Source organism: Caballeronia arvi (assembly GCF_001544695.2).
GTDB classification, from domain to species: domain Bacteria; phylum Pseudomonadota; class Gammaproteobacteria; order Burkholderiales; family Burkholderiaceae; genus Caballeronia; species Caballeronia arvi.
On record NZ_FCOM02000007.1, the window covers coordinates 36,577 to 52,519 of the forward strand.

The window sequence follows — 15,943 nt, forward strand, 5'->3', positions numbered from 1 at the left end:
TCGAGGACAAGCTCGACTAACCGTCTAGGAGTTCGCCATGCAGCCGCAGAAGTCCACCCGATCACCGCTCGACAACGACACGCTGACCGTCCGGCAAGACAATCAGCTAGTCGAGATCAAGCTGACCGACTTGAAAGCGTGGCTGAACTCCACGAGCGGCTTGACGATCGGCGGACCGTCGAGCTTTTGGGGGATCAACGGGCATCTGACGTGGAACTGGTCACCGAACGCTACGCCGTACATCAAAGCGAATTGGGCGATCGCCTGCCTGCGCATGCTCGAACTCGGGACCAAGGTGTACCGCAACGGGTACGGCTGGTCAGAAGATGGCACGACCGGCGCGATCACCGGCAGCGACGGCAATACCATCGTCGACTTCATCACGAACTACGCCGCACCGTGCGGCATTCAAGTCGCCCCGGTTCTGCTGATGACGTATTCACACCCGGCGATCACGAACGAGACGACGGCTTACGCATTCGGCCAGGCGCGCGGCATCGAAGCGGCAACGAAACTGCGCGGCCTTGTGCCTTGGTACGAGATCGCGAACGAGATCGAGACGTACGCGCTCGTCGGTCGCGGCGCGTGGCGCGGTGACTACGACGCCGCGAAGTTCGCCATTCTGCGCGGGCTGCTGCGTGGCACGGTGGCGGGCATCAAGTCGATTGACAACGTCACACCGATCATGGGACCGGGCGGAACGTGGATGCACACGGCGTTTCACGACATGCTGCTGGCCGGCATGAACCCCGACGGCACGACCGGCGCGCCGAAGCTCGATTGGGATCTGACGTCGTGGCATTGGTACGTCTACAACTATCCGGGCAATGACGACATCGAAGTGCTCGCCGGGCAGTCAGGCGGGTTCAATATCCTGCAGCACCTGAAGGATTGGGGAAAGCCGATTTATCTGACCGAAGTCGGCGCACACAGCAGCAATTATTCGGGCGTCGAGCAAGACATTTCGAACGCGATCACCGGGAACTATCTGCTGACTCGCTTCTGGAATACCCGCAACACGTACAACATCAAGCACGTGTCGCTGTACCAGCTCTTCGACGCGGCGAGCAACACGACGCCGAATACCGACGACGAAATGAAATTCGGCATGCTCTCGAACGATGGCGTGACTAAGAAGACGCGCTACACCGACTTTCAGAACTTCATCAAGCTGCACCAGCAATAGCCGACGCGCACATACCGCAAAACCGCGCCCGTATATTCGCGCGTCATGAGCGATGAATTCAATCCGACCGATCTCACAGCAATCGACGAGCAGCGCGCTGCGGCGCGCGAGCAGTCGCGCTTTGAGGCTGCGGTCGAACTCGATGACATTCGCTGGCTCATGAGCGGCAAGCGTGGCCGTCGTTTCGTGTGGCGCCTGCTCGGCGACGCACGGCTGTACCAGCAGTCGTTCGACGGCAACACCAACTGGTCGATTTTCAACGAAGGGAAACGCAGCATTGCGCTACGACTCGTTGCTCAGATCCATTCGATCGAGAACGGCGCCGAGCTCTACGCGCAGATGGCGACCGAAGCGAAGGTAAAGGAAAAACCAAATGGCTGACCCCATCACTGAAGGCCAGACGGAAACCACGGCGACGACGGCCAGCGACGCGGCAAGCCCCGCGAGCGCACCGGCAAGCCAAGCAGCGACCCCGGCAACGCAACCGGCTGAAGGCGCGACGCTGCTCGACGGCGCGGCCGACAAGCCCGCCGAAGGCGAAGCAGCGAAGGAAGGCGACAAGCCTACTGAAGCCGCAAAGCCGGTCGAGTACACCGACTTCAAGGTGCCCGAAGGCGTGAAGCTGGAAGGCGAAGCGTTCGACGAATTGAAGGCGTACGCGAAAGAGAAGGGTCTTTCGCAGGAAGACGCGCAGAAGCTCGTCGATCTCGGCGTGAAGCAGGCGCGGGAATTCAATTCCCGCATCGCCGATCACGTGAAGACGCAAACCGCCGAGTGGGCGAAGCAGGCGCAGACGGACAAGGAATTCGGCGGCGACAAGCTGCCCGAGAACCTGGCCGCGGCGAAGCAAGCGCTCGATCAATTCGGCTCGCCGGAACTGAAGTCGCTGCTGAACGAAAGCGGGCTTGGCAATCACCCGGAAGTCATCCGGTTCATGGTCAAGGCCGGCAAGGCAATCAGTGAAGACGGCCGCATTGTGACGGGCGCAGCAGGCCAGAAGGACCGCAACGCGACCCCGATCGAAAACCGTCTCTATCCGAACCAGAAATAAGGGGCATACATCATGGCCGTACTTGGCACGAAGAACCCGACGCTGCTCGACGCTGCGAAATCGCTCGACCCGGACGGCAGCACCGCTGACGTCGTCGAGCTGCTGAATCAAACGAACGAAATTCTGCTCGACGCAACCTTCATCGAAGGCAACCTGCCGACCGGTCACCGCACCACGGTCCGCACCGGCTTGCCGACCGTCGTGTGGCGCCGTCTGTACGGTGGCGTGCCGGCGAGCAAGTCGACCCGCGCGCAAGTCGACGAGGCTTGCGGCCTGCTCGAAGCACGCAACGAAATCGACGTGAAGGTCGCAGCGCTGAACGGCAATACCGCAGCATTCCGTCTGTCGGAAGCCAGCGCGTTCCTCGAATCGATGAACGAGACGATGGCCTCGACGCTGATCTACGGCGACACGCAAGTGAACGCCGAGCGCTTCACCGGCCTTGCGCCGCGCTTCGGTGCGATCTCGGGCGCGGCGAACGCGAACAACGTGATCGACTGCGGCGGCACCGGCTCGGCGAACACGTCGATGTGGCTCGTGACGTGGGGCGATCAGACGCTGCACGGCATTTTCCCGAAGGGCTCGAAGGCCGGCATCATCCACCAGGATCTCGGCGAAATCGACGCGTTCGACGCGAACAACAACCGTTTCCGCGCCGTCGCTGACCGCTGGGAATGGAACTGCGGTATTGCGCTGAAGGATTGGCGCTACATCGTGCGCGCCGCGAACATCGACACGACCGTGCTCACCACGAGCTCGAACGCGCCGACGTTCCCCGGCACCGGCACGACGAGCAGCGGTACGCCGACCGATCTGATCCAGACGATGATCCGCATGACCGCGCGTATCCCACGTCAGGGTATGGGCCGTCAGGTGTTCTACGTCAACCGCACGATCGGCGAAATGCTGCGTGTGCAGGCGCTGAACAAGTCGCAGAACGCGCTGAGCGTCAGCGAAGCACAAGGCCAGATCACGACGTCGTTCCTCGGTATCCCGATCCGTATCGTCGACTCGATCCTGTCGACCGAAGGCCGCGTCGTCTAAGCGTATCCGCAGAACGCGAGCCGCTTCGGCGGCTTGCTCTGTTCACAGAACATAGGAGCAGCAACCATGATCCTCGATCAACAAAGCTTGTTCTCGGATGCGCAGGCGATCACCGCGTCGGCCAATTCGAGCAACGTCATCGACACGCTGCCCGGCGGTCAAAACACGAAGTCCGGCATCGGCGACGGCGAAGACATCACCCTGTTCGCGCAAGTCGGCTCGGCGAACTTCGCCACGCTCACGTCACTGAATATCCAGCTCGTGTCTGCCGATGACGCAGCGCTGACGACGAACCCCATCACGCATTACGACAGCGGCGCGATCCCGGTCGCATCGCTGACCGCCAAGGCGCGCCTCGTCGGCATCGACGTACCGTTCGGTAAGTTCCGTCGCTACGTCGGTCTGAAGTATGTCGTGACCGGTTCGAATGCCACCGCGGGCTCAATCACCGCCGGCCTCGTGAAGGACATGCAGACGATCAACGGCACGGTCGATTACGCGAAGGGCTTCACCGTCGCGTAACGTGCAGCCGGGCTTCGGCCCGGCTCTCTTACTTGGAGCGTAAAGCATGGGTATCAAAGTCATCGCGACCGCGCAGGGTTACCACGGCCAGTTCCGCGAAGTCGGCGACGAGTTCGAAGTCGAGAACGAAGAAGCGTTTTCCGACAAGTGGATGGAAAAGCTCGACGGCAAGCGCACGAAGCGCATCGCGGGTTCGCAAGCACAGACCACTGGCAACAACCCGATCGGCGGCGCAAGCCGCGACGTGACTAGCGATCTGGTCTAAGCGGCTCGCGCATAGGTGAGTACAAACGGGAGCCCGAGCGGTTCCCGTTTTTGTTTGAGGGTTTCGATATGGCTAGCGCCGTTGATATCTGCAATCTCGCGCTCGGTCACCTTGGCGACGACGCCACGGTGTCGAGCATCAGCCCGCCGGAGGGCAGCTCGCAGGCCGAGCATTGCCAGCGCTTCTATCCGATCGCGCGCGATCTGTGCCTCGAAGCGCACGAGTGGGGGTTCGCAACGACGCGCGCTACGCTCGCCGCGCTGTCGAACACGCCCCCGCCGGGCTTCACATACGTGTATCAGCTTCCGTCCGACTGCCGCAACATCGTCGATCTAGTCGATCCGAATGCGGTGAGCGACTTCCATTGCGTTGATTACGGTCAGCACTGGCACGGCTTCGATCAGGAACCTGTGCCGTACGAGCTCGAAACGCTCGCCGACGGCACGCAGGTCATTTACACGAACCTGGCCGGCGCGCAACTGCGCTATATCCGCGGCGTGACCGACACGACCAAGTTCAGTGCGCAGTTCGTCGACGCGCTCGCGTGGCTGCTCGCCGCCTATCTCGCCGGGCCTGTTATCAAGGGCGACACCGGCATGCAAGTCGGGCAAGCCATGATGCGCGCCTTTATCGGCAGCATCTCGCAAGCGAAAACCAGCGACGCCAATAACCGGCGCCGTTCCCGCGCGCAGTCCGAGCGCAACCCGTCTTGGATCGCGAACCGATAATGCCAAATGTCCGCAACCTATCGCGCTCGTTCGCGGCCGGCGAGATCACGCCCGAGCTATTCGGGCGCGTCGATCTCGATCAGTTTCAGACCGGGCTCGCGACGTGCCGCAATTTCATCACGCTCCCGCACGGCCCCGCCGCGAATCGGCCCGGCTTCGCCTTCGTGCTCGCGACGAAGAACAGCGCGACACGCAGTCGCCTGATCCCGTTCTCGTACAGCACGACGCAGACGATGGTGCTGGAATTCGGCTCGAACTATATCCGGTTCCACACGCAGGGCGAGACGCTGCTCACGACTGACGGCACAGCCTATTACGAAGTCGCGACACCTTACGGCGAAGCGGATCTGTTCGATTTGCACTATGTTCAGTCTGCCGATGTGCTGACGATCACGCACCCGAGCTATCCGCCGAAGGAACTGCGCCGGCTCGGCGCGTCGAATTGGACGCTCACCGATATCAGCTTCGTGTCGTCGATGGCGGCGCCCGGCACGCCGACCGCGACCGCGACGCACGGTTCGACGGGCACGCCGGTGTACATCGACTATTTCTACTGCGTCACTGCGCTCGCCGCGAACACGCTAGAAGAATCGCTCGCTTCGCCCGTTGCGTCGTGCAACAACGATCTGACGCTGTCGGGCTATACGAACGCCGTTACGTGGCCCGCCGTCGCGGGCGCGGCGCGATACAACGTGTACCGCAAATACCAGGGCATCTTCGCGTTCATCGGTCAGACGGAAGATCTGTCGATCACTGACAACAATATCGAACCCGACACCGGCACGACGCCGCCCGAGCTGGCGAACCCGTTCAGCGGCGCGGGCAGTTACCCAGCGGCGGTCGGCTACCACCAGCAGCGCCGCGTGTTCGCCAGTACGACCAATCTGCCGCAAACCGTCTGGATGACGCGCACCGGCACCGAGTCGAACCTGTCGATGTCGACACCGTCGCGCGACACCGACGCGCTGAACTATCGCATCGCCGCGCGCGAAGCGAACACGATCCGTCATGTCGTGCCGCTGTCCGAGCTTGTGCTGCTCACATCGAGCGCCGAATGGGCGGTGACAGCGAACGGCTCAGCGACGCAGGCGATCACGCCGAGCACGCTGTCGGTGCAGCCTCAGGGGTACACCGGTGCGTCGAATGTCGTGCCGGTCACGGTCAGCAACTCGCTGCTGTACGCGATGGCGATGGGCGGGCACGTCGGAGAAATGACGTACAACTACTACGCCGGCGGGTACGTGACGCAGGACATCAGCGTCATGGCGCCGCACCTGTTCGACTTCAAGACGATCGCCGACATGGCGTACTCGAAGTCGCCGTACCCGATTGTGTGGTGCGTTTCGTCTGACGGCACGCTGCTCGGCCTGACCTACTCACCCTCGCACAAGGTTTCGGCGTGGCATCACCACGACACCGACGGCACGTTCGAATCGGTGTGCGTCGTTACCGAAGGCGACGAGTCTGTGCTGTACGCGATCGTGCGCCGAAACATCAATGGCGCGCTGCTGCGCTATGTCGAGCGCATGCACTCCCGCCAGGTCGACGTGCTGTCCGACAGCTTCTTTGTCGACTGCGGCGTGCTCGTGACCGGCTCGAATATTACGTCGGTCAGCGGGCTCGGTCACATCGAGGGTAAGACGGTCAGCATCCTCGTTGATGGCGCAGTGCAACCGCAGCAGACCGTCACAAACGGTACGGTCACGCTCGCGCACGCGGGCAGCGTTGTCGCGGTCGGCCTGCCGATCACTGGAGACCTGCAGACCCTGCCGTTCTCGTTCGCGACGGAAGCGTACGGGCAGGGGCGCGCGAAGAACGTGAACAAGATCTGGATGCGCGTGCACAACTCGTCAGGAGTCTTCGCCGGCCCCTCGTTCGACAAGCTCACGCAGTTCAAGCAGCGCAAGACGGAACCGTACGGTACGCCGCCCGCAATGGTGACCGGCGAGATCGAGATCACGCTTTCGCCGTCGTGGCAACAGGATGGATCGGTGTGCGTTCGACAGACCGATCCGCTACCGCTGATCGTCGCGTCGATGACGATCGAAGCATCTATCGGGGGTTGAATGGCAAAGCTGATCGTGCGCGAGATCCGCGAAGGGGACGTCGAGCACATCGCCGCGCATCTGCGGCCGGCGGATCTCGACGAAGTGGAAGCGGGCACCGGCGCGCGCGACGCGCTCGCGGTGCTGCGTGCGGGCGTTGACGCGTCGTCGCCGTGCTGGACGATCGAGGTCAGCGGCGAACCCGCTGGCGTTTTCGGTGCTTCGCCGACAGATGGCGTCGGCGGGGTGTGGATGCTCGGCACTGCCGCGCTCGAGCGCGCGCCGAAGCAACTCACGAAGCTCGGGCGCACATACGTCAGGCGTATGGCTGAACAATACGGCACGCTGATGAACTTCGTCGACGCGCGAAACGTCAAGTCTATCCACTGGCTCACACGGCTCGGCTTCACGGTCGAACAGAGCACAACGCCGTACGGCGTGCTCGGCTTACCGTTTCACCGATTCGGGATGAAAAAATAATGTGCCTTTCGCCAAATACGGTTTCCGCGACAACTGGCAGCGGCGCACCTGTCGCCTTCGGTAGTGCCGCGCCGGCCACGCCCGGCGTCGCGACGGCCGGCAATGTGTCGCTCGCGCTCGGCGCGGCGGGCGCCGGCATGAAGCTGTTTTCCGCTCTGTCGAGCGCAGGCGCACAGCGCACCGCTGACAACGCGCAGGCCGACGCGATGGCGACTAACGCCCTAATCGCGGAGCGCGCAGCAGCGAGCGCGGTCACCAGCGGCGAAGCGCAGGCATCCGACGTTGCTATCAAGGGCGCGCAGACGATCGCGACACAGCGCGCGGCGCTCGCCGCGAACGGCGTCGACATCAATTCGGGCACCGCCGCGAACTTGCAGAAGTCGACGAAGTGGGTCACGGATCAGAACATTGACACCATCACCGCGAACGCCGCGCGCGCCGCGATGGGCTACACGACACAGTCGGAAAACTACGCCAATAACTCGGGCGTGTACCGCGCCGCGGCGAATTCCGTCAGCCCGACCACTGCGGGCGCGACGTCGCTGCTCACGAGCGCGACGAGCATCGCGTCCGACTGGTACCGCAATCAACGCGCAGGGGTTCAATAATGCCGGTAGTTCCGACACTCGACCCGTCGCAGCGCGTCGCACCGACGACCGATTCAGCCACGCCTGTCAACTCGGCGATGACTGCCGATCTGCTCACGCAGGGCACGAGGCAAGTCGGCCAGCTCGGCGATGCGCTCGGGCAAGCCGCAAACGTCCAATCGCAGATGGCGATCGACGCGCAGAATCTCGCGAATCAGACGCGGGTGAACGACGCGCTGAATCAGTTGAAGACGCAGCAGCAAGATCTGATGTACAACCCGCAGACCGGCGTGCAGTCGCAGACCGGGCTGAAGGCGCTGCAGCGCGACAGCGGCATGTCGCTTGCCGACGAGTACACCGGCAAGCTGAACGACAGCGCGTCGCAGATCAGCAGCCAGCTATCGAACCCGGTGCAGCAGCGCCTGTTCGCCGAGCAGGCCGGGCAGATCACGACGCAGTTCCACGGCGCGACGACGCAGTGGGAAGGCCAACAGTTCAAGTCGTACGCGCTGTCGACGCAAGACGGCACGATCAAGCTCGCGACGAATCAGATCGGTCTGAGCTATAACGACCCCGACGCCATCGACGCCGGCATCAAGACGATCAAGGCAGCGGTGTATCAGGCAGGCACGATCAGCGGGCACGCCGCGACCGAGATCGAAGCGAACCAGCGCACGATGACCAGCAACGCGCTGTCGAACGCAATCGACACGGCGCTGCAGCAAGGGCAGATCACGTACGCGAATGGCCTGCTGAAGAAGTACGGCTCGGACATGACCGCCGACGACATGCTGAAAGTCAACGGCAAGATGACGTCTTATCTCGGCGCGCAGGCTGCGCAGAACACCGTGACGCGCGTCATGTCTGCCGCAGGCCCGGCGCTGTCGAACAGCCCGTTCGACCGCATGGTGGTGATCACCACTCAGTCGGAATCGGGCGGGCACGAGACGAACCCCGACGGCTCGACCGTCACGTCGGCGAAGGGCGCGCAGGGCGTCATGCAGGTCATGCCGACGACGAACACTGATCCCGGCTTCGGCGTGCGACCGGCGCAGGACAGCAGCCCCGCAGAGCGTGCGCGCGTCGGGCGCGACTATCTGCAGGCGATGCTCGCGCACTACGGCGGCGATCCGGCGAAGGCGTGGGCGGCGTACAACGGCGGACCGAAGACGCTCGACGACGCGATGGCGAAGGCGCAGCAAGCCGGCGCGCCCGGCAACTGGCTGACGTACATGCCGAAGGAAACGCAGGCGTACGTGCAGAACAACGTCGCCACGCTGCAGTCGAATAACGGCGTGCCACGCCCGTCGAAGCTCGACGTGCTCAACGCCGTGCGCGCCGACCCGGTGCTGCAGCAGAAACCTGAATGGATGACGCACGCCGTCACGCTCGCCAGCCAGCAGTACGACGAGCAGACCGCCGCGATCAAGCAGCAGGACGACGCGACCCTGGCCGGCGTGTACCGCACGCTGGCATCGAACCGCGGCAACATCAACTCGGTATCGCCGGCGGATCTCGCGCGCGTGAACCCCGACGATCTGCCGAAGGTGATGACGTTCGCGAAGCAGATGAACGAAGGCGTGAACAGCACGAACACGGCGCTGTACCAGACGTACATCACGTCGCCGAACGTGATGGCGAAGATGTCGAACGATCAGTGGCAGACGCAGGCGCCGAACTTTGACGAGAAAGATTTCAAGCACCTGACGCAGATCCGAGCCGACATTCTGAACGGCACCGGCTCGAACTCGCCGAACAGCCTGAACACTGGCGCGATGACGCAGACGCTGAACCAGCGCCTGACGTCGATCGGCATCAACCCGAGCCCGAGCATGACCGGTATGAGCAAAGACGTGACCGGTGCCGAGCGCGTCGGCGCGATCCGCCAGTTCGTGACGAACTCGATCCTCGATGCGCAGAAGGAAGCCGGCAAGAAGTTCAGCGAAGCCGAGATCAGCGAGCATATCGACACCCTGTTCGCGAAGTCGCTGACGTTTCGCAACTATTGGGACTTCGGCGCGTTCCAGACGAGCGGCTCGAACAAGACGGTCAACATGATGTCGATGACGGCTGCGGACATTCCGGGCGACATCAAGACCAATCTCACGAATGATTTCAAGGCGCGCGGCGTAACGAACCCGACGGACGGGCAGCTGCTCGGCGCGTATTGGACGATGAAAACCCTGTCGCAAAAATCCGTACTGGCGAACTCAAACTAAATGGCCGATCTGACCGCACCGAAGGTAACGACCCCTGTCGCCAATCCGCTTACGCCGGACGCAGCGCCGAGCACCGACGGCCCGATCGCGCCGCGCGCCGCACCTACGGTCGACACCGGCTCGGCGGTCGACGGCTATCTGAAGAACACGTCGCAGGGCGCGCAGGCGAATCTCGCGATCGCGTTCGGCGCGAACCCGGATTACGAGGCGGAACTCTCGCGCCTGTCGAAGCAGACGGGTGTGCCGATCGACAGCGCGCGCAAGTTCCCCGACCAGGTCAAGCAACAGGCCTACTTGTCGACGATGGACTTCGACCGTATGTCGAAGCAGTTCCCGAGCACGGCAGCGTTCTATCAGAATCAGGGCAATGCGAACGTCGCGCACGATGACGTCGACGCGCTGCAGAACGTTGAGCACGCAACCTACGGCCTGACGCCGAAGTCGCTGTTCTCGACGCCCGCCGCGCCGTACGCACCGATGCCGCGCAGCGCGCTCGTCGGCCCCGACGCGCAGATGACCGACGACGTCGAAGGGCAGACGCGTCTCGCGATCAACCCGCCGCAGATGGGTTCGATCGTACCGGACAATTCCCCGCTTCCGTTTCGCACGCGGATCACCGATTGGGCGCGCGGGCTGCTCGGCATGGGACCGGGCGAGGGTAACGCGCAAGGCGCGGCGGGCGCGCACGCCTTTATCCAGCAGTACGCGAAAGACAACAATGTACCGGTCGGCGCGATGCGCGACGCGGTCGGCGGCATGTCCGAAGTGCCGACGCAGTTTGCGCAGGGCTTCTATAACTCGTTCCTCGCCGGGCTCGCGCCCGACGCGAACGGTGAAGCGCAAACGACGGCGGGCGGTGTCGCGAGCGGCGCCGGCAATCTGGCCGGCTTCGTGCTCGGCGCGCCGCTCAAGCTCGCGGCCGGCGCTGTTGAACGCCTGCCGGGGCTGACGCACGTTGCGGGCGAATCGTTCGCGAAGGCTATCGGGCGTGACGTCGCAGCGCAGGCGACGACGCTCGGGCTTGCGAGCACGATCACCGCGACGGGGCAGGCGCTCGACCAGAGCACGCCAAGCGCGGCACTGGCGACGCTCGGCATGGCCGGGCTGCACGGTGCTGAGATGGGCGGCGTCTTCGGCGCGGCCGGGCGCGTGCTGCCGGATAACACGATCGTGCAGACACTCGCGCGTGCCGTGGGCGTCAATTCGCTGATGGACGTGATCCAAGGCACGAACCCGTTCGACAATCGTCCGACCGCGCAGAAGGTCTTCGACTACGGGCTGAACACGCTTTTCAGTCTGCACGGCGCGGGGCGTGCGACGGGCGGCTGGCTGCGCGACGCAGCGCGCGCCGAGACGGCGACGAGCGATGGCGCAAACCTGCAGAACCTGGCTGACGCCGCAGCGCAGTCGAAGCTTCGCGCGCGCGATCCCGACACGTTCCGCGACTTCGTCGCTCGGGCCAACGAGAACGGCCCGGTGCAGAACGTGTATGTCGACGGCAGCACGTTCGCGAACGCGCTCGCGCAAGCCGGGTTCAAGCTCGCCGACATCGAACGCACGATGCCAGACGTCGCGAAGCAGATCCCGGAAGCGCTCGCGACGGGTGGCGACGTGACGATCCCGGTCGCAGACTTCGCCGCGCACATCGCGGGCAGCAAGGCGCAGGATGCGATCATGCCGCACCTGAAGACCGACCCGGAAGGCATGACGCTGCAGGAAGCGAACGAATTCCATCAGTCGGCCGTCGATCAGTTCCAGAAGACCGCCGAGCAGACGATCGCGGACAAGGGCAACGATGACGCGGTCGCGCAGTCGGCGGGCGTCGTGCATGACGACATTCTGCGCCAGCTCGGCGAAGCGAACCGTTTCACGCCGGACGTGAACAAGGTGTACGCCGCGCTCGTGCGCGACACGTACACCGCAGCCGCAGCGCGCGCGGGCGTGACGCCGGAAGCGATGTATCAGCGCTACCCGCTGCGCATCGCAGCCGAAGACGTGACGGGCGCGAACTCGGTCGACCAGGCCGCGCGCGGCAAGCTGTCGTTTGCTGACGACATCAGCAGCGCACCGACGACGATCACGCTGAATAAGTCTGCGGATCTCTCGACGTTCACGCACGAGCTCGGGCACTTCAATTTGGAAATGCTCGCGCACATGTCGCGCGACGGCGCGCTGCCTGACGTGGCGAAAGACTTCGGCACCGTTATGGATTGGTTCGGCACGACGCCCGAGAAGTGGCGCGAGATGTCGCTCGACCAGAAGCGCGACTATCACGAGAAGTTTGCGCGCGGCTTCGAAGCGTACCTGTTCGAAGGCAAGGCGCCGAGCGCCGAACTGCGCGGCGTGTTTCAGAAGGTGCGCGCGTGGATGGTGAACGTGTACCGCTCGCTGCGCGCGCTTAACGTCGAACTGTCACCGGAAGTGCGCGGCGTGTTCGACCGACTGCTCGCGACGAATGACGCGATCCGCAGCGCCGAAGCCGAGCGCGCGTACACGCCGATGTTCGCGACGCCGGAAGAAGCCGGCATGACGCCCGAGCAGTTCGCCGAATACCACAAGCTCGGTCACGAAGCGACGCTCGAAGCGTCGGACGAATTGAGCGCGCGCACGCTGCGCGACATGCGCTTCGCCGACAACTCGAAGATCCGCGCGCTGCGTGAGATTCAGAAAGACGTCGCCGCGAAGCGCCGCGAGACGCGCGCCGAAGTCGAAGCGCAAGTCGCAGCCGAGCCGGTTTATCGCGCCGAGAATTTCATTCGACGCGGCGAGCTCGACGACACGAAGCAGACGAACAAGCAGCGCAAGATTCTCGACAGCGCGGCCGGCGGCTCGACGAAGCTGTCACTCGAAGCGCTGAAGGAAATGTACGGTGAAGGCGAGGCGGCGCCGTGGCGCTATCTCGACACCGGTAAGAACGGGCTCGCCGCGAAAGAAGGCATGCACCCCGACGTCATGGCCGAACTGTTCGGCTTCTCGTCTGGCGATGAACTCGTGCGCAAGCTGCTCGAATCCGAGAAGCAGAAGGATGTCGTCGACGCCGTGACGGATCAGCGCATGCTTGAAAAGTACGGTGACATCACCGATCCGGCGGCGATGAATCGCGCGGCAAACGAAGCGATCCACAACGAAGTGCGCACGCGCTTTATCGCGACCGAACTGAAGGCGCTCGCGAAAGCCACCGGCCCCGTGCGTGAGCTCGAACGCGCCGCGCGCGAAGTCGCGCAGAACACGATCGCGAACAAGAAGGTGCGCGAGATCAGTGCGGCGAAGTACGCCGCCGCCGAAGCGCGCGCCGCGAAGCTGGCCGACGCAGCGCTGCGCAAAGGCGATCTGAACGAAGCCGCCGCACAGAAGCGCAACCAGCTGCTGAACAACCAGCTCGAACGCGCCGCGCGCAACGCCGCGACCGAAGTCACGAAGGGCATCGGCTACCTGCGCAAGTTCGAGACGGTCAGCAAGACGATCGACCCCGACTATCGCAGCCAGATCGAGGCGCTGCTCGACCGGTTCGATCTGCGCTCGTCGGTGACGGGCAAAGACATCGCGCGCCGCGAAAGCCTCGTGAAGTGGGTCGAAGCCCGCACCGAAGAAGGGCTGACGCCGGTGATCCCCGAGTCGCTGCTTAACGAGGCATATCGGAAATCGTACAAAGATATGACGATCGACGAGATGCGCGGGCTGATCGACTCGGTGCGCAACATCGAGCATCTCGGACGCCTGAAGCAGAAGCTGCTCACTCTCGCCGACAAGCGCGAATTCAATGCGTTCATCGAGGAAGCCGTCGGCACGATCGAGTCGAACGCGAAGAAAACGCTGCCGGATAAGATCGAGTCGAACCAGCTCGCCGACAAGATCAAGGCGAAGGCGAACCGCTTCCTCGCGGATCACCGCACGCTCGCCAGTCTGCTGCAGCAGATGGACGGGAAAGATGGCGGCTTCTTGTGGGATAAGATCGTGCGCCCGATGAACGAGCGCGGCGACTGGGAAGCGAAGCGCCGCAGCGAAGCGACGAAAGCGCTGCGCGAGATCTTCGAGCCGATCGTGAAGCATGGCGATCTGCGCACGAAGACGTACATTCCCGAGATCGACACGAGTCTGTCGAAAGAAGGCCGGCTTGCTGTCGCGCTGAATTGGGGCAACGAGACGAACCAGCGCCGCGTGATGACTGGCGACAAGTGGACGCCGCAGCAAGTGCAGGCGATTCTCAAGACGCTGACGAAGGAAGACTGGCAGTTCGTGCAAAAGACGTGGGATCACATCGACACGTACTGGCCTGAGATTGCCGAGAAGCAATACCGCGTGACGGGCGTGCGGCCGGAAAAGGTCGAAGCGCAGACCTTCATCAACCCGCAGGGCGACACGATGCGCGGCGGGTATTACCCGATCAAATACGACCCGGTGCGCTCGACGCGCGCCGAAGAACACGAGGAATCCGCGACGCTGAAGCAGATGCTCGGCGGGGCAGTCACGCGCGCGACGACGCGCCGCGGCTTCACCGAGTCGCGCGTTGAAGACGTGAATCGTCCGGTGCGTAAGGATCTCGGCGTCATCACGCAGCACGTCGAGGAAGTGCTGCACGATCTCGCCTGGCACGAGTGGCTGATTGACACGAACCGCGTGCTCGGCAGCGGTCGATTCGGTGACGCCGTGCGTACGCACTACGGCCCCGAAGTGTTGTCGACGATGAAAGAAACGGCGAAGTCGATCGCGCTCGGTGACGTGGCATCGAAACACGCGATGGACGCCGCGCTCGCGTTCCTGCGCAAGGGCACGATAGTGTCGCGTCTCGGCTGGAACGTCATCAGCGCCCTGAAGCAGTTCGGCGGGTTCGGTCCGTCGGCCGCGCTGATCGGTACGGGCTTCATGCGCCGCGGGCTTATCGAGTACATGGGCTCGGCTGTGCAGCGCCAGAACGTCACCGACTCGGTGTACGCGAAGTCGGATTTCATGCGCCTGCGCGGGCAGACGATGAACCGTGACATTCGCGAGATCCGGAACCAGATCGACGCCGGCGCTCACCCGCTGATCGAAACGATCAGCCAGGCATTGCCGGCCGCGCAGCGCACGGTGCCGGTGATCGAAGGCGTGAAGGATTCGTTCTTGTGGATGATCGAATACACGCAGCGCCATGTCGACGTGCCGACGTGGCTCGGCGCGTACCGGAAGGGGTTGAACGACTTCGCCGGGGACGAAGCGAAGGCCGTCTCGTACGCCGATCAGGTCGTGCGTGATTCGCAGGGCTCGGGCATGATCGCTGATCAGCCGCAGATCATGCGGGGCGGTCAATTCGCGAAACTGTTCACGACGTTCTATTCGGCGCTGAATGCACAGTACAACCTGCTCGCGAAGGCGAAGGGGCAGGGCGGCGTTGCACGGCTCGCGTCGGCGTACATGATCGCGATCGCGCTGCCGTCGCTCTATACTGCCGCCGTCGCGAACCTGCGCGGGCATCAGGGCGACGGTGACGACTGGCAAATGCAGATGGCCGGTGATTACTTTCAAGAACTGCTCGGCAATACGCTCGGCATGGGCGTCGGCGTGCGCGAGCTGTCGAGCATTCTGCAGGGCTTCGACTACACCGGCCCGACGCCGCTTACTCCGCTTGCCGATCTCGGGCAGTTCGTGAAACAGGCGAAGCAGGGCGAAGTCGACGAGAGCGCGCTGCGCGCCGTGAACAAGCTCGCCGGTGACCTTCTGCACTACCCGGCGGGGCTGCTTGACCGGGTGGCAACGGGGTACATGGCGTGGCAAAACGGCGACGCCAGCGCCGCAGCGATGATCGTTGGCAAGCCGTCAAAGTGAGCGCACATACCGGG

Annotated in this window: 12 protein-coding genes; all 12 read left to right on the forward strand. The window is 63.6% G+C overall.

Going from position 1 to position 15,943, the window contains the following annotated elements; genetic code table 11:
• Positions 1 to 37 precede the first annotated feature (37 nt).
• Positions 38 to 1,186 carry a glycoside hydrolase 5 family protein gene (locus AWB74_RS10595; protein WP_061146737.1) on the forward strand — a complete coding sequence of 383 codons (1,149 nt, stop codon included), beginning with the start codon at positions 38 to 40 and terminating at the stop codon, positions 1,184 to 1,186.
• A 45-nt stretch (positions 1,187 to 1,231) separates the two neighbouring features.
• Positions 1,232 to 1,567 carry a Bbp19 family protein gene (locus tag AWB74_RS10600; protein WP_061146738.1) on the forward strand — a complete coding sequence of 112 codons (336 nt, stop codon included), beginning with the start codon at positions 1,232 to 1,234 and terminating at the stop codon, positions 1,565 to 1,567.
• Positions 1,560 to 2,237 (forward strand): hypothetical protein, encoded by a 678-nt coding sequence (locus AWB74_RS10605; RefSeq protein WP_061146739.1) that lies wholly within the window; start codon positions 1,560 to 1,562, stop codon positions 2,235 to 2,237. The genes AWB74_RS10600 and AWB74_RS10605 overlap by 8 nt, the downstream gene beginning before the upstream one ends.
• A gap of 12 nt (positions 2,238 to 2,249) precedes the next feature.
• Positions 2,250 to 3,281 carry a major capsid protein gene (locus AWB74_RS10610; RefSeq protein ID WP_061146740.1) on the forward strand — a complete coding sequence of 344 codons (1,032 nt, stop codon included), beginning with the start codon at positions 2,250 to 2,252 and terminating at the stop codon, positions 3,279 to 3,281.
• A 66-nt stretch (positions 3,282 to 3,347) separates the two neighbouring features.
• Positions 3,348 to 3,803 carry a Bbp16 family capsid cement protein gene (locus AWB74_RS10615; protein ID WP_061146741.1) on the forward strand — a complete coding sequence of 152 codons (456 nt, stop codon included), beginning with the start codon at positions 3,348 to 3,350 and terminating at the stop codon, positions 3,801 to 3,803.
• 46 nt (positions 3,804 to 3,849) lie between these two features.
• Positions 3,850 to 4,068 carry a hypothetical protein gene (locus tag AWB74_RS10620; RefSeq protein WP_061146742.1) on the forward strand — a complete coding sequence of 73 codons (219 nt, stop codon included), beginning with the start codon at positions 3,850 to 3,852 and terminating at the stop codon, positions 4,066 to 4,068.
• A gap of 68 nt (positions 4,069 to 4,136) precedes the next feature.
• Positions 4,137 to 4,796: a hypothetical protein gene (locus AWB74_RS10625; RefSeq protein WP_061146743.1), complete on the forward strand. Its 660-nt coding sequence runs from the start codon at positions 4,137 to 4,139 to the stop codon at positions 4,794 to 4,796.
• Positions 4,796 to 6,862 carry a hypothetical protein gene (locus AWB74_RS10630; protein WP_061146744.1) on the forward strand — a complete coding sequence of 689 codons (2,067 nt, stop codon included), beginning with the start codon at positions 4,796 to 4,798 and terminating at the stop codon, positions 6,860 to 6,862. The genes AWB74_RS10625 and AWB74_RS10630 overlap by 1 nt, the downstream gene beginning before the upstream one ends.
• Positions 6,863 to 7,321, forward strand: a complete 459-nt coding sequence (locus AWB74_RS10635) for a hypothetical protein (RefSeq protein WP_061146745.1) — start codon at positions 6,863 to 6,865, stop codon at positions 7,319 to 7,321.
• A complete protein-coding gene (locus tag AWB74_RS10640; RefSeq protein WP_061146746.1) occupies positions 7,321 to 7,929 on the forward strand; it encodes a hypothetical protein in 609 nt (202 codons plus the stop codon). The genes AWB74_RS10635 and AWB74_RS10640 overlap by 1 nt, the downstream gene beginning before the upstream one ends.
• Positions 7,929 to 10,127 (forward strand): transglycosylase SLT domain-containing protein, encoded by a 2,199-nt coding sequence (locus AWB74_RS10645; RefSeq protein ID WP_061146747.1) that lies wholly within the window; start codon positions 7,929 to 7,931, stop codon positions 10,125 to 10,127. Before AWB74_RS10640 ends, AWB74_RS10645 begins: the two co-directional genes overlap by 1 nt.
• Positions 10,128 to 15,929, forward strand: a complete 5,802-nt coding sequence (locus tag AWB74_RS10650; protein ID WP_061146748.1) for a hypothetical protein — start codon at positions 10,128 to 10,130, stop codon at positions 15,927 to 15,929.
• Positions 15,930 to 15,943 lie beyond the last annotated feature (14 nt).

What these genes read in the sequence shown, in the direction of transcription:
- AWB74_RS10610 (WP_061146740.1), top strand. Translation starts at nt 2,250, where the DNA reads ATGGCCGTACTTGGCACGAAGAACCCGACGCTGCTCGACGCTGCGAAA.
- AWB74_RS10645 (WP_061146747.1), top strand. Translation starts at nt 7,929, where the DNA reads ATGCCGGTAGTTCCGACACTCGACCCGTCGCAGCGCGTCGCACCGACG.
- AWB74_RS10605 (WP_061146739.1), top strand. Translation starts at nt 1,560, where the DNA reads ATGGCTGACCCCATCACTGAAGGCCAGACGGAAACCACGGCGACGACG.
- AWB74_RS10650 (WP_061146748.1), top strand. Translation starts at nt 10,128, where the DNA reads ATGGCCGATCTGACCGCACCGAAGGTAACGACCCCTGTCGCCAATCCG.
- AWB74_RS10595 (WP_061146737.1), top strand. Translation starts at nt 38, where the DNA reads ATGCAGCCGCAGAAGTCCACCCGATCACCGCTCGACAACGACACGCTG.
- AWB74_RS10615 (WP_061146741.1), top strand. Translation starts at nt 3,348, where the DNA reads ATGATCCTCGATCAACAAAGCTTGTTCTCGGATGCGCAGGCGATCACC.
- AWB74_RS10640 (WP_061146746.1), top strand. Translation starts at nt 7,321, where the DNA reads ATGTGCCTTTCGCCAAATACGGTTTCCGCGACAACTGGCAGCGGCGCA.
- AWB74_RS10635 (WP_061146745.1), top strand. Translation starts at nt 6,863, where the DNA reads ATGGCAAAGCTGATCGTGCGCGAGATCCGCGAAGGGGACGTCGAGCAC.
- AWB74_RS10600 (WP_061146738.1), top strand. Translation starts at nt 1,232, where the DNA reads ATGAGCGATGAATTCAATCCGACCGATCTCACAGCAATCGACGAGCAG.
- AWB74_RS10620 (WP_061146742.1), top strand. Translation starts at nt 3,850, where the DNA reads ATGGGTATCAAAGTCATCGCGACCGCGCAGGGTTACCACGGCCAGTTC.
- AWB74_RS10625 (WP_061146743.1), top strand. Translation starts at nt 4,137, where the DNA reads ATGGCTAGCGCCGTTGATATCTGCAATCTCGCGCTCGGTCACCTTGGC.
- AWB74_RS10630 (WP_061146744.1), top strand. Translation starts at nt 4,796, where the DNA reads ATGCCAAATGTCCGCAACCTATCGCGCTCGTTCGCGGCCGGCGAGATC.